The sequence below is a fragment of the Halorubrum sp. Ib24 genome (assembly GCF_002252745.1).
Taxonomy (GTDB): Archaea; Halobacteriota; Halobacteria; order Halobacteriales; family Haloferacaceae; genus Halorubrum.
Map to the genome: position 1 here is coordinate 25,511 of NZ_NHOX01000044.1, position 14,513 is coordinate 40,023.

Sequence of the window (14,513 nt, forward strand, 5' to 3'; positions counted from 1 at the left end):
GAGCGTGATCTACGGCCCTCAGAGGTATCCCAGGTCGGTTAGCTGCTGTTCCATCGCGTCGGAGTATGTCGCCTCGGCCTCCCCCGCGTCCGGCGTGGTCATGTCTTGGAGCCGCGCCCCTAAGCGCTCGTCGAGCTCGTCGCGGACCGTCGGATACTCGTCGCCCACCTCCGTCTCCTCGTCCGGGAGTCTGAACAGCTCCGCCTTCTCGGACCCCTTTAGGTACTTGAACTCGTCCGTGCGGAACGCCGTCATTGGCGTCTCGTGGTACCGGGAGGTGTCGAACGCCGGGTCGGCCTCTAGGTACTCGTCGAAGTGGGGAATCCCCCGCTGGCTGATCGCGCCGTCCGGGGTGGTCTCCCTGAGGTCGACACCGCTGAACTGGTCGTGAGAGACGCCGAGCCGCTCCGCGACCGTGCGCGTGACGTCGATGTGCTGGACCACGTCGTCCCGGGCATGTTCCAGTCCCTCGATCCCGGAGACGACCATCGGAACGTTCGTCAGGTGGTCGTCGAGAACGAGGTTGTGGCCGAGGATGCCCTGTTCCCCGAACAGGTCCCCGTGGTCGCCGGTGACGACGAAAACGGTCTCACCGTCGGCCACCTCCCGCACGTGGTCGAACAGCGCTCCGACGAACTCGTCCGCGTACGCGATTTCGGCGTCGTACAACGCTTTGAGCGCCTCCCAATCCTCGTCGGAGAACGGACAGCCGTCGACGATGCGCTGAATCATTCGGTCTCGGCTCGCGTACGTGTCCAGCGACAGCTCCAGCGCCTCCTGCGTCGAGTACGCGATCTCGTCGGTGAACCGGTCGATCCACTTCCGCGGCGGTGCGTACGGGAGGTGCGGATTCGGACAGTGCGTGTAGAGGAAAAAGGGGTCGTCGTCGGCCGCGAGCGAGTCGAGCCATCGCTTCAGGGCCTCGCGCATGATGTACGTCTGGTTGTGCCGCCGCACGTTGAGCGAGAATCCGGGGCCGTACTCCCAGGCGCGGAAGAGGTACTTTAACGCCGCCGTCCGCGTTTCCGGTTCGTGAAACGCGCGACGGAGCAAGGAGTGGTGATATTTCTCAAACCCCCGATCGAGCCCCGTCGCCTCACTAAGATAGGAGTTCGGGGTAAAACACGCGGTCTGGTACCCCTGATCTCGGAGCAGGTCTGGCAAGGTGGCGACGTCCGGCGGGAGCGGCTCCTTCGCCTTCCCGTCGTACCCGACTCGGTGTTCGAATAGATACGTTCCCGTGAGGATGGAGGCGCTCGACGCAGGCGTCCACATCGACTGGGAGAAGCAGTGCTGAAACGCGGTCCCATCGGGTCCCGACGCGATCCGTTCGAGGTTGGGAGTCGTCTCTCGGTCGTACCCACAGACGGACGTGTTCGCGGCCCTCACACTCTCGAGGGTTATCCAGACGACGTTGGTCGGGCCCGTATTCATAAGGCGCAGTTACGGAAATGGAGACATAACTAGACACAGAATAACCGGCGGCACGCCGCTTTTCTGAACCCCTCTGACGAAATCAGGGGGAGTATCGCACTGGCCGGGTCGGCGGCGGCGCGCCCCCAATCTGCGGTGATCCTTCGAGATCGCGAGGAACTCACTCGGTCGGGCGCAGGAATCTCGCGTGAATCGTGCTCCAGAGGTCTCTGACGCCGGGCGCACCGTCGAGAAGCCACCAGACGAAGACGGCGCTCGCGAGACCGAGTTCGACCAACACCGTCCCCTCGAGCTGCGCATTCAGTAGGTACTGAACGATCCCGACCGACGGCCTGGATCCGGTCTTCGCCTCGAAGAAGGGCCACAGGAGGAACGCGAGGTCGTGGAAACGACCGTCGAGCAGGGGCCGGATCGAATCACCGAGGAGATGCGAGTAGTAGCCGAGGGCGAACGGCCATCCCCGCAGATCGTATCGCCTGCAGAGCGCGACCGCGGCGACGACGATGAGCGTGCCGACGAGGACCGAGTGGCCGAGCGATCGACCGCTCGGGAGGATGTTAAGCGTCCACGCGAGTGGCTTGTCGATGAGGTCCGGTACCTGCGCGCCGAGCGCTACGAGCGCGACGCCGGGCCACGCCGGCCGTCGGCGATTCCAGAGGTGCACGACCGACGAGTGAAGCAGGTACGCGAACGCGAGGTGTCCCCAGGGCCACACGGCTCCTGATCTGGTCTTCCTTCGTATTTATTTGTCGGTTTTGAAACTGGTGGTGAGCGCGGTTAAACACCGTATAACTGATTCGAACAGTTCGAAACCAAGATAGCTCCGTCATTCAGGTAGTAAAAATGATATAAACACGCAGCCCGATCGATCGGTTGGGGCGCACGGCGGCACCGTCGCCTCGGAGAGGGTCGAACCGAACCAGACGGCCACCTCCTTTCGAACCCCGCTCCCGGCGAATTCGAGGCAACTACTCAAATGCCCGGCCCGCGAAGGAGGCGTATGAGCAGCGATCCGGAGTCCGACTCCCCTGCGAAAGGAGACGAGTACGCGCTCCCGAACGGGTCCACTGAGATCGTGTTCCACGTCGAGGACGGCCACGTCCTCACGGTTCGCGAGTACGAGAGCGTCGACGCGTTCGAGGAGAGCGTTTCCCGCGGGCGATACATGGGGACGCGAGAGGACGTCCTCTCGATCCCGGACCCCGAGGAGTTCGCCGACCCTGAGTGATGCCCTGCGGCGAGGAGTAGCGGGGTCGACGGCGATGGCACCGGCTCCGCTGACGCGTCGCGGGGACGGCGGCGCCGCTCAGATCTGATACCACGCGTCGACGGTCCGATGCGCGTACCCCTTGCCGACGACGTCGAGCCGTCCGTCGTCGTCAAGGTCGACCAGTTTCGCCTCGTGCGTCGGCACGCCGCTCGCGACCACCTCGGAGTCGAACGTCCCGTCACCTCGGTTCCAGAAGACGAACTGCCTCGGCTCGTGTCCCTCCTCTAACCCCATCTCGGCGACGAAAATGTCGAGGCTCCCGTCGTCGTCGAGGTCAGCCACTTGGAGCGAGTGCGGGTTCGACATGTCGTCGTGCAACACCGTCAGCTCCCACTCTGGCGGGTCGAAGACCCCGAGGCGCGCGCGCCGGTCGCCCTGATACGGGAGGTCCCCCTCGGTCACGACGAGCTCTTCCTCGCCGTCCCCGTCGACGGCCGCGGCGACGATCCGGGTCCACTCCCACCCCTCGGCGACGACCTCGCGGTCCCAGGTGTCGTCGTCGCGCCGGTGGAACACGTTCGTCCCGGCGACGATCTCGGTGCGCCCGTCGCCGTCGATGTCGAGGACCTGCACGCCCTCGAGGTTCAGGTCCTCGGCGACGAGGTGGCGGTTGGTAACGGGCCATGGCTCCAGCGTCGGGTCGTCGGGAACGTCGTAGTAGAAGACCGTCTCGCTCTCCTGTGAGAGCGCGAGTACCTCGAGGGCGCCGTCGTCGTCCACGTCGGCGACGGCCACGTCGTGGTACTTCTCGAAGTCGTCCGTGATGAGTCGGCGGGTCCACCGGCTGCGCGGGTCCGCTCCCTGCTCGAACCAGTAGAGCTCGTGTTCGTTGAGGTTCTGCCCGGTCACGAGCTCGGCTCGCCCGTCACCGTCGATATCGCCGAGCGCGGCGCCGACCGACAGCTCCGGAGACTTCGCCACCTCGTGTCGCTCCCAGCCGGGGTTCTCGTACCAGAAGACGTTCCACTCGAGTCGGTCGATGATCTCTCCCGTGCCGACGAGCTTCCCTAAGAAGATGCGCTTGTCGATGATCGGGATCGTGACGGGAGCTTTGCGTCCGACGGCGCCGACGATGACGTCGGGACGGCCGTTCCCTGTGAGGTCAGTAGTAAGACAGAAGCTCATCCGGGCGACCGGCGGATTATCGTCAATACACTCGTGTTCGAACCGCAACCGTCGTTCGTCCTGCAGTGACATACTAGTGCGGTGCGCCGGTGCGGGTATTGTAACGCTGTTGTTAATGCTTGCGGGCGGTTTCGGTGCGGGTTTCACGAACGCCCGGTCCAGCGTGTAACTGGGCTACGACGCCAGTTTCCGGTAGATCATCTCGAAGTTGTCGGTGACCGTCCACTGGGTTGCAAACTCGAGTGCCAACACCAGCGCGCCGTAGATGACGGCCCCTGTGGGAATGAGGAGCAGGAGGTTCACGAGCGAGCTGAACGGTGAGATCCCCGCGAGATACCAGACGGTGAGTCCCATCGGAACGCTCGCGATCATCGGGTAGACGAACTCATAGTATATCTCGCGCATCGGCATATCGATGGAGTTCGACATGATGTACATGTCCAGCGGGAGCATCGGGAAAACGAAGATCCCGGTGACGGTGAGCGCCGTTCCGACAATACCGTACGCGTTGGTCATCGGATAGATGAAGACGGCGATCAGCGCGACGCGGAGCGCGGACAGCTTCGTGATGTAATCCGGACGGCCGAGAGCGTGCCAGACCGGTCCGACCGTTTTGGCCAGCGCGCGCATGAGCCCGTAGAACGCGAGTACCTGCATGGCCGGCACCGCGGGCATCCAGTCTTCACCGAACACCGTCATGACGAAGTCGGGAGCTATCGCGGCGATGCCGATCGACGCGGGGAAGGAAATAAGCGCGGTGAACCGGAGCGTCTTGGAGAACGCGGCCCCAAGCTCTTCGGTGTCCGACTGCAACTTCGAGTAGGCCGGGAACATCACGCTCGTGAGCACCTGCGACAGCTCCGTTGCCGGGGCGTTGGAGAACCGGTAGGTGTACTGGTAGTACGCCAGTGCCGTGGGCGTTAGCAGCCACCCGATGAACGCGTCGTCGCCCTGAATATAAAGGAAATACAGGATCGACGAGGCCGTGAGCCACTTTCCGTAGTCGATGAGCTCCTTGGCGATCTCAAAGTCGAACGACGGGAACGGCCGGTAGTCGTGGATTGCGTACGAGAGGGTGAGTTTGGCGACGTCGGCCGCGAGAAATCCGAACACGAACGCCCACGCCGTCGGCTCGATAAGTGCGTATCCAACGCCCACGACGAATTGACTGGTATCTCCCCCGATTTTGTAGGCAAACTGCTTATGAAAATCCAGATTCTTCTGGAAGTAAACGATACCGGGGTTCCGGAACCCGAGAAGGAGCGGCGAGAGCCCGATCGCCTGTATCAACCGCACCGCACGTGGCTCCTCGAAGAACCACCCACCGACCAAGGGAGCAATCGCGAAGAGAACTCCGGCGATGAGGACGCCCCGTCCGATCTCCAGCATCCACGTCGTGTTGAGGTGGCTGTCGACGTTCTGTTCTTTCTTCTGGATCAGCGCCTTGTTAAGCCCAATGGTGGTGAGATTTTGGGTCGCACTCAGCGTCAGCATCGCGATGCCCACAAGCCCGAGCTCGGCGGGGCCGACGAGCCTGGCGAGAACTGCGAGTAGTCCCAGTTGGAGCGCCCGTCCGACGACGTTCTGACTCATCAGCCAAGCCGCGCTCTTAACGGTGCGTTCAACGGTTCCTCCACCCGGCTTCATCCGCTTGACTAAAGCGAGTAGTCGATCGAGCAGACTCATCGGCTACGTCCAAAAACAGACTCCGTTCCGGTTGATAATTGAATTTTATTTGACAACCAGGTGTGTCTCATTGAGCCGTACTGAACAGTTTTCAGTTCAATGTAATGACTTTCCTAACGCACGATGCGGGCGTAAGAGTCCACCCTCAACTCTCGGTTGGGTCGTCCGGATCTACGTCGGAGTGCCTGTCTCGCACTTGGATACGCACAGACACGATCTCCGGCTAAACACTCTCCACACTTCTCGGCTAACAGTGCGTGAACGGTGGCGGCTCTCTGAACTCCCATCGCGCGGCGGCGTTCGACACGAGGCAGCGTCCGTTAACAGCCGATGAACTATGCGCCTTCTACACGACCGATCGAATAATGCGAAACGAACTCGGCGCCACGTCGACCAACCGACCGATTGGGAGGTTAGCGGCCACTGTCTGCGTCGACTCGGGAATTCGCGGTGTCAACGAGAGAGCTCATGGGAACGGCGCGGAAACTCGCGGTTCCGACAGACACGGTCCGAGGCGGGTAGATCGATGAGCGACGCGACCGTCCTCTCGGTCGTCGGCGCGCGCCCGCAGTTCATCAAGGCGTTCCCCGTCTCGCGGCTCCTTCGCGAGCACCTCTCGGAAGTGCTCGTACACACGGGCCAGCACTACGATTTCGGGATGTCGGACGTGTTCTTCGAAGAGCTCGATATCCCCGAGCCCGACTACAACCTCGGCGTCGGTTCCGCCAACCACGCGAACCAGACGGCGGAGATGCTCCGCCGGATCGACGAGGTCGTCGAGGCCGAGCGGCCGGACCTTCTCCTCGTCCACGGCGACACGAACTCGACGCTGGCCGGAGCCCTGGTCGCGGCGAAGCGAAACATTGCGGTCGCTCACGTCGAAGCTGGACTGCGGAGCGACAACTGGGCGATGCCGGAAGAGGTGAACCGCGTCCTCACCGACCGCTGTTCGGACCTGCTGTTCGTCCCGTCCGAACGCGCGGTCGAGACGCTGACCGCGGAGGGAGTGATCGACGGCGTCACCGTCACCGGCGACGTGATGTACGACGCGATCACCCGCGTCCGTGACCGTGCGCCGTCCGCATCGACGGTCCTCGACGACCTCGGATACGGCGACGGCGAGTACGTCCTCGCGACGGTGCACCGACAGGCGAACACGGACGATCCGACGCGGCTGGCGTCCGTCGTGGAGGGGTTGGCGTCGTCGCCGCGTCCGGTCGTCGTTCCTCTCCATCCCCGGACCGAAGACGCGCTCAAGCGACACGACCTCTGGGAGCGAGCGAAGACGGAGCTGGACGTGATCGATCCGGTCGGCTACTTGGACTTCGTCGGCCTCCTTGACGGGGCGGAACGCGTGGCGACCGACTCCGGCGGCGTGCAGAAGGAGGCGTTCTACCTCGACACCCGGTGCGTGACGCTCCGCGACGAGACGGAGTGGGTCGAGACCGTCGAGGCGGGCTGGAACGAGCTCGTCGGGGCAGACGCGGAGGCGATTCGAGCGGCGCTCCGACGCACCGAGGACCTCCCGGAGAAGCCCTCGCTGTACGGCGGCGGACACGCGGCGGAGCGGGTCGTCGACGACATCGTTGCGCACCTCCGACAGGAACCGCCGAAGACTAATCGATAGCTTCGATTTCTATGAACGGACGATGCGGGAACTCGTAACTCGACCGCTGAAGATTCCGATATTTCTCAAAAAGAGACGGTTCCCCGGTTCTCAATCGATCGTCTCGAACGTCGCGACGGCCGACCCCCGGAGTTCGAGCGACTTGATGTAGCCGGAGAACCAGTACGCGTCCTTCCCCTTGTGAACGAGGCCGACGGCGGAGTCGGTCTCTATCTTCGAATCGAGCGTGTCCCACTCGCTGTCCGCCGCGACCGTGTGTTCCGGGCTCGACTCGATCGAACCGGACACGGCGAACTTGTACGAGCTGACCTCGTCGTCGTTCGACCCGTCGAAGACGATGAGGTGGCGATCCGCGGTGTCGTCGTCGACCGGTTCGCCGTCGAGGTACACCTCGACGTCCCCCGTGACGGTGAGGTCGGTCAGTTCGCCGGAGAAGTCGTACACGTGCGTTCCGGTCTCGATCGCTCCCTCGGCGCTCGAGCTGGAGATGTTGTCGGAGATATCGTCGTTCGGGCTGCTCTCGGCTTCGATCTCCCCGGACACGGTGAAGCTGTAGCTCGTGACGCTGCCGGTGCCGACGAGGCTGAGCGTGTGCGGGAGATCGTCTCCCCCGATGGTGGAGAGGTCGCCGTCCGGGACGGCGGTGTCGTTGACCGAGACGGTGACGGATCCGGGGTCAGTGACGGAGATGTCGTCGACCGAGCCGGTGAAGTGGAAGGCGGCGAGGTCGGCGGTCGATCCGTTAACGATGCCGTCGGTGACGGTGGTGTCGTCGCCGGTCGCGCCGGGTTCCACGTCGCCCGAGACAGTGAATTCGAACCCGCTGGCCCGACCATCGTCGGATTCGACGGTGAGGACGTTTTCGCCGAGCACGGCGGGGTCGACCTCACGGAGGTCCTCGGGATTCTGAAGGACGTAGTTCTCCACCTCGACGTCGACGCTCTCGTCGGCGAAGTAGACGTTCGCGTAGTCGAAGTCGCCGCCGTCGAAGTCGGTGATGTACCCGTCGACGTAGAAATTGTCCACGCCGCGGAGGCGGCCGACGCGGTCGCTCACCGTGTTACCGTCGGGCTCTTGGTTGGCGTGTTCGCCGCTCGCGAGGCCGTCGCTCGCGGTCAGTTCGTACCTGACGACCTCGCCTTCGCGCACCTGTGCGACGACGATCCTGTTTCCGCTCGTCACGGGATCCGCAGTGTCGTCCTCGTTTCCCGAACCGTCGGTGGTGTCGGAATCGTCAGTTGTGTCCGAATTCCCTCCCTGCCAGGAGTCCAACTGTGGGGCGGGACAACTGTCGCTCGACGTGAGATTCGTCGTCGTGACCTCCGCGTTCTCGAAGACCGTCGCTCGCCCGCCGACGTTCACGTTCGTGTCTTCGATCGTCGCGTCCGACGTGCCGTCGAATTTGATACCGTCGGTGTTCGGCATCTGAATACAGCTATTTTTCACCGTCGTTCCGTCGCGGTCTCGGATCTCGATGGCCGGTCTCTCGCCACCGGTACCAGTGACGGACACGCCGTCCAGACTCGCTTCGTACGGTTTCCCGGCCTTACTCGTCGATTCGTCCTGGATGAGGATCGGCCAAATGCCATCTTGATTACACTCAACGCGGGTGTCGCGTAGGTCGATCCCGCCACAGTCGCCGTGGTTGAGTATCCCCGCAATGCCGTCGCCGGCGTTATTCACGACGATCTCACAGCCCTCGACGAGCGGTCCTCCCCGTTGGACGTCATGCGTTTGGGTCCAAATTCCACGGTTTAGTTCGATTCCGCCCTGGTCGAGGACCTCCGCGTCCGGATGAAGGTCGTCGATGTCCATGATAATGGTCGTGTTCTTAACGTGTGAATCGTTTCCAGAAACACGGACGGCCGAGTGGGAGCAGTTCTTGAAATAACTATCCTCTACTCGGACAGTGCCCTTTATTTTCCCGGCGTAAAGACCGGTCTCCGTTGCGTTGTGGATCTCGAGATTCCGATACGTGAGGGTGCCGTATGTTCCCCTCCCGTTCCAGATGGTGATCGACGAGTCCCCGAACTCCGGGAACTGCGACGGTCCCCGGCGAGTAATGCCGTCGATGAGCCCTGAACCGTCCGCATCAACGAGGTTGAAATTGAGCAACCGCTCGCCGCCTGCCGGTGCCCAACCCTTGACGGAAATGTCCGTAATGTAGAGTTCATCGGATATGCTGCCCCGCATGATCCCGATCGTGCTGTCCCACTCGTCGCGGCGATCGAGTGTGACGGCTCCGACGTATAGCCCAGACGGTCTGTTTCTCGGAATAACCAGTGTGGGCGATTTTCCCGACATCGGCTTGAACACGACGTCTTCGCGGTTTCCGCTCTCACTCTCGATTCCGAAGTTGTCCGCTGGAACGTCGATCTCGTCGCCGACGAGGTACTCTCCCGGGGGGAACTGAACGAGCGTATCGCCTTCGTTCGCGACATCGCCCAGGATACCGTCAACTCGGTCTCCGTCGGAGATTCCGAGATCAGCGCCCGCGTTAAGAACCCGATCGAACGTGATCCCGTTGCGCTCTGCGCTCCCCGAGGTAGCGGCGGTCGTCCCACCGGAACCGACTCCGGCGGCGCCGACCGCCGCCGCGCTGAGACTCAGGTACTTGCGTCGATTGAGAAGCCCGTCCTCCGAGCAACCCGTGTGCTGCTCCGTTTCGTTTTCGCACTCGTTATGATGTGCTTTCGAATCCATCGCGACTGTTAATAAGTAATTACTCCTAATAACTGTTTCTTATCTTATATATTCAAGATTACGTGACTGTCTGCAGAATTCATTAAAACCGAAATTAAATTCACCGTTTCGTGAGTGTTCTCAGAGGTGCAGAAATAGCGGGTTAAGCGGTAATTAACGGGTGATTAACTCTCAAAACGGCCGAAAACCACCTCGGAGCCGTCATAGATATCAGCGGAAAATCAAATATGTGGTGAACGAAAAATCGGAGTTCCGTTCGGTAATCAGACAGTAACCGGCCGCGGTCCGCGCGCGCTAGAATGGCCTCGGCTACTCGCGCGCTCGGCGAAAACTGAGACGTTCGTTCTCCACCCCGGTAACGAGGAGCGCGCTAACGTCTTCGTCGACGTCACGGAACGGAAACACGGTTCGGTCTTCCCCGATCGGGAGCTCGAGCGAGGCGTCGAGACCGAAGTTTCCGCGTGTACTGAACTCGTTTGTACCTCTGAATTCGAGAGAGTAGTCCGTGAGCGGGACCGACGGCCGTTCGATTCTCAGCGGGATCCCCGTCGTATCGATCGTCACGTCCTCGAAGACGGTGCCCTCACTGTCGACGATCGTGATCCCGTGCCGCAGGCCGAAACTCCGAGGCGTTTCGACGGTCACGTTTCGAAGGACTGAGTTCGGGCGGTTGTCTATCTTGAGCGCCGATCCGATCGCTCCGTGCTCCTCTACCCGGACGTTCTCTAGGGTCACACCCCATGGCTTTTCGACGTGTTCCGATGGCTCGGCCGCTCGAAATGAAAAGAATTCCGTCCAGTTTTTCAGATCGGAGTCGCGAATCGTTAAGCCGCCCTGATTACCCGCAATATGTACCAACGACTGCGACCGTAACGCCGACCGGAGTTCTAGGTCCACGTCCTCGATCAAACCACCGGTGTATCCCAGGTCCCCGGATTGCATTCGAATACCACGCATTTGACCATCTCTGCCGCGATTGTCTGGGTGATAATCGCTCGAGTCGATGACCACGGTTGCGCCCTTCACGTACGATCCCTCTCCAGAAATCCGAATACTGTCGTTTCGATTGTTCTTGTAGAAACCCCCCTCGACGTGGACGTTACCGGGACACTTCGACGCGTAGACGCCGTTTTCACCGGCGTTGTGTATCTCGAGATTTCGGTACGTGACTGTCCCATGGTGGGCCCGTCCGGTAAAAATACAAATCTCGTTTTCTGGGAAAGGAAGGAACTCCACCGGACCGGTTCGGACAAACGTGTCCACGAGGGCGGTTCCGTTGGGATCAATGACGCTCAACGCAATAGCCTTGACTCCGTCCGGGTCTTCCGACGTATTCGCGCCGGCTTTCTCTACGTTGTGGAGCAAGAGGTTATCCTCGACGAAGAGCGTCATCCCCATCGCGCGGTCGAACCGATCGCCTTGGTCAAACGCGAAATTATCGAGAAGTATGTCGCTTGCGGACAGCAGCTGGAAGTCCACCCGGGTGTCCTCGTTGGTCGTGAACCGTACGTCCATTCGCTCCTCACCGGCTCCCCGAATCCCCCAGTTGGAAACGCCTTCCTCCCTTATCGACTCGAGGATCTTGTACTCGCCGGGCGGTACCTCGATGAGGACGTCTCTGTCGAAGCTCTCGACTAAGGAATCGTCGACGGGTAACAACCCGTTCGGATCCCATCCGAGATCGTCGACGGCGTCCACCCGCTCCTCGAAGCCGAACTGATCTCGCATCCTCTCCCACTCCGTCTCTCCTTGGTCAGATCCCGGACTCGACATTCCGTCAGTCGAGTTCTCTCGCGGCTCGGCCGGCTCCTGCCGCCCGCCACATCCGGCGACCGTTCCGCACCCGAGCGCGAGGGATGCGAGGAGGGCCCGTCGTTTCATGACCGGTGACAACCCCTCGACGGGTTTCGTTATACCGACGATATCACGGAATAGATTGGCAATTGATACCGATCACAGCAACTGCCACACGGTTGAGCGGGCCGAACGCGAGACGGACGGGTATTTTTCGGCTGTGTTTTACCGCGCCGATCGCGGCTCGGGGTTCCACTTCGATCGGCGGTAGATTCTCCGTAACTATACGCGAAGCTCACGTAGACACCTCAACCAGCATGCGAGTCGGCATATTCACCAACACCCCCGCGCAAGTGCACTTGTATCGTCATGCTATAGCGGAGCTCAACGAGCAGGGACACGATACTGTCGTGTTCGCCCGTGACGACGGTTGTGCCCTCGATCTCTTGGAGTACTTCGGTATAAACCATTACGTCTACGGCAGCAGGGATATCAAAAAGAGGAGTCTGCTTTTCAAACTCCCGAGTCAGTTGCGGAACATCTACCGCATCCTCCGGAAAGAGGACCTTGACCTCGTGTTCGGGATGGGTGTCTATTCCGCGTTTGCCGGCGCGGTGTCAGGGACGCAGACGGTCTCAGTGCTCGACTCGGAGCCAATGGCATGGCGCCACATCGCTACGTCTCCATTTGTGCAGGCGTTTCTCACGCCCGACGCGTTCACTCGGAATTTGGGAGGAAAACACTACGCGTTCACCGGGCTCAAGGAAACGGCGTATCTCCATCCAGACGTCTATACGAACACGGAGCGGATCCGCGAAGAGCTAGGGGTCGGTGATGATCCGTTCATCATCACCCGATTCAACGCATTCAATGGCCACCATGACGTCGGCCGTCAGGGATTCTCCCCGGCTCAGAAAGAGGAATTGGTAGACCGGCTCTCCGAGCACGCCACCGTGTTCGTGTCCGACGAGACTGGGGTGTTCGATCTTGATGAAACTGCGGCAGAGCCGTACGATGCACATCCGGCACTGATCCATGAAGCGCTGGCTGAGGCCGAGCTACTCATCGCCGATACGCAGACGATGGTCACCGAAGCCGCGCTCCTCGGAACGCCCGCGATACGCTCGAATTCCTTCGTCGGAGACGACGATATGGGGAATTTCAAAGAGCTGGAGCGTGCCGGCCTCGTCTACAACTTCTCCGAGTTCGATCCCGTCATCTCAACCGCCGAGGAACTGCTCACCGGATCCGACACGGGCGAAATGTGGGAACGGAAGCGAACGGACTTCCTCTCGGACAAGTGTAACCTGACGGCCCTCATCGTCGATATCGTCGAACGCGTGGACGCGACTGGTTCGGTTGACGCGGCAGTTCAGAGTAACAAGGACCTGATTCAGCGTCAAAAGTCATTGTTTTCGCCGATGTAACCGATCGAACGCGGTACACGGAGATGCTTCGGCAGGTAAGGGTCGGTCCTACTCGATCCGGAGATGACTGATGCTGGCGCGTTCCTCGGTCTTGGCACCCACCTGCTTGTGACCCCAGTCGGTTTTCACTGTTATTCAATCAGAAACGGCGGTCACACGACGTCGTAAAGCCCGATGAACAACGAGTCCGTTTCGAGCGGCGCCGTGTCGACGCCGTACGACGTCCACATCAGCACCTGCTTGTCGATGCGGGCCCACGCCGTTCCGGGATCTGCGTCCGAGAGCAGCAACACCATGTCCGCGTCCCGCTCGATCGCGGCCTCCTCCGCGCCGGCTACCAGCGCGTCGCGGACGTCGCCGTCGGCCGCGACGAGATCGAGGACCCACGCCTCGAGCGTGTCGGCCGTCTCGCTGAGCGCGACCGGTGCCGCGCCGACGACGGCCCCGTCCCGCCTCGCCGTGACGACGCCGAGCAGCCGCGGATGGGCGAACAGATGGCGGAGGTCGCCGGCCTCGCGCCGGAAGGCGAGATCGTACTCGGTCGTCACCTCCTCGTAGAGCGTCGCCAGCGACTTCAGGAGGTCGTCTCCGACCGACCGCTCGACGAACACTTCGACGTCGGCGACGCCCGCAGTCTCGAACGCGGACCGCGGACGGCGGTTCGATCCCGGTCGGGCGGCCGAGCCCGATTCGGCGGTCGAGGCGGACCGATCGGTCGTCCCGGACCGACCGGTCGGTATCCGGCGATTTAGGCTCTCGCGGAGCGAGTCGGCCCCCGCCGCCTCGACGGCGGCCGTCGTCGCCCACCGGGGGAACGGGACCGGCACGGACCACCGCGGATCGCTCGTCGGCTCGCCGAGCACGCGGTCGAGTCGGAGCTCGTCGCCGCCGGATCTGAGCGTTATCGCCCCGCCGAACCGGTTGAGGAGTCCCGCGATAGCCCCGTCCTCGTCGAGGACGAGCCGCGCGTAGTGCGGTATCGCGCTCGCGGGCGAGAGCACCCTGAGGTACAGCGGCAGCGTGCGGTAGTTCCACCCTCGATCGACTCCGACCTCGAACGGGATGTGGCCCTTTCGGGTGAAGATGCCGCAGAAGTCGCTCCCGCTCCGCTCGATGTCGGACTCTGTCGCGTCACGAATCCGCGAGTAGAGTCCCTTTCCACGGTGGTCCTCGGCGACGCAGGCGTCGCCGCAGACGTGGCACTCGTACCCTCCGGCCGGCCCCTCGATTTCGCGCTCGAACATCCCGCGGAACGCCGCGAGATCGCCGTTTTGAACGACGTGGTACCCCGTCGCCGGCTCGACGCCGGGCCGGTCGTACTTCCACCGCAGAAACGCCTCGCTTCCCCAGTTCCCGAAGGCCTCGTGTAACAGGTCGAGGAGCGCCTTCTCGTCCGGAAGTCCGCGAACGATCTCGTACCCGTCGGTCATCCGACTCGCGGGTCCGT

Annotated in this window: 10 protein-coding genes; 3 read left to right on the forward strand and 7 right to left on the reverse strand. The window is 62.0% G+C overall.

The annotated features are described in order from the left end of the window. Positions 1 to 18: 18 nt before the first annotated feature. Positions 19 to 1,434 carry a sulfatase gene (locus tag DJ82_RS12850; protein ID WP_094581996.1) on the reverse strand — a complete coding sequence of 472 codons (1,416 nt, stop codon included), beginning with the start codon at positions 1,432 to 1,434 and terminating at the stop codon, positions 19 to 21. A gap of 160 nt (positions 1,435 to 1,594) precedes the next feature. Beyond that, on the reverse strand, positions 1,595 to 2,149 hold the full coding sequence (locus DJ82_RS12855) for a metal-dependent hydrolase (protein ID WP_094581997.1): 555 nt from the start codon (positions 2,147 to 2,149) through the stop codon (positions 1,595 to 1,597). Between the two features lie 285 nt (positions 2,150 to 2,434). Here DJ82_RS12855 and DJ82_RS12860 point away from each other — a divergent pair, with 285 nt between their 5' ends. Beyond that, positions 2,435 to 2,662, forward strand: a complete 228-nt coding sequence (locus DJ82_RS12860; RefSeq protein ID WP_094581998.1) for a hypothetical protein — start codon at positions 2,435 to 2,437, stop codon at positions 2,660 to 2,662. A gap of 78 nt (positions 2,663 to 2,740) precedes the next feature. Here the strand turns inward: DJ82_RS12860 and DJ82_RS12865 are convergent, their stop codons facing one another. Both DJ82_RS12865 and DJ82_RS12870 read right to left on the reverse strand, forming a co-directional pair. Then, positions 2,741 to 3,901, reverse strand: coding sequence for a VCBS repeat-containing protein (locus DJ82_RS12865; protein ID WP_241881521.1), 1,161 nt, complete (start codon positions 3,899 to 3,901; stop codon positions 2,741 to 2,743). Between the two features lie 102 nt (positions 3,902 to 4,003). Then, a complete protein-coding gene (locus tag DJ82_RS12870; RefSeq protein WP_241881522.1) occupies positions 4,004 to 5,515 on the reverse strand; it encodes a lipopolysaccharide biosynthesis protein in 1,512 nt (503 codons plus the stop codon). Between the two features lie 526 nt (positions 5,516 to 6,041). Between DJ82_RS12870 and wecB the strand changes: the two genes are divergently transcribed. Continuing rightward, the gene (wecB, locus tag DJ82_RS12875; RefSeq protein ID WP_094581999.1) at positions 6,042 to 7,142 is read left to right on the forward strand and encodes a non-hydrolyzing UDP-N-acetylglucosamine 2-epimerase; all 1,101 of its coding nucleotides are present in this window, start codon (positions 6,042 to 6,044) and stop codon (positions 7,140 to 7,142) included. A 90-nt stretch (positions 7,143 to 7,232) separates the two neighbouring features. Here wecB and DJ82_RS12880 read toward each other — a convergent pair whose 3' ends face one another. Then, positions 7,233 to 8,957, reverse strand: a complete 1,725-nt coding sequence (locus DJ82_RS12880) for a hypothetical protein (protein ID WP_094582000.1) — start codon at positions 8,955 to 8,957, stop codon at positions 7,233 to 7,235. 1,197 nt (positions 8,958 to 10,154) lie between these two features. Further along, entirely contained in the window at positions 10,155 to 11,726 is a 1,572-nt protein-coding gene (locus tag DJ82_RS12885; protein ID WP_094582001.1) for a hypothetical protein, read from the reverse strand. A 230-nt stretch (positions 11,727 to 11,956) separates the two neighbouring features. Here DJ82_RS12885 and DJ82_RS12890 point away from each other — a divergent pair, with 230 nt between their 5' ends. Continuing rightward, entirely contained in the window at positions 11,957 to 13,066 is a 1,110-nt protein-coding gene (locus tag DJ82_RS12890; protein ID WP_094582002.1) for a DUF354 domain-containing protein, read from the forward strand. 152 nt (positions 13,067 to 13,218) lie between these two features. Here DJ82_RS12890 and DJ82_RS12895 read toward each other — a convergent pair whose 3' ends face one another. Further along, on the reverse strand, positions 13,219 to 14,496 hold the full coding sequence (locus tag DJ82_RS12895) for a GNAT family N-acetyltransferase (RefSeq protein WP_094582003.1): 1,278 nt from the start codon (positions 14,494 to 14,496) through the stop codon (positions 13,219 to 13,221). Positions 14,497 to 14,513 lie beyond the last annotated feature (17 nt).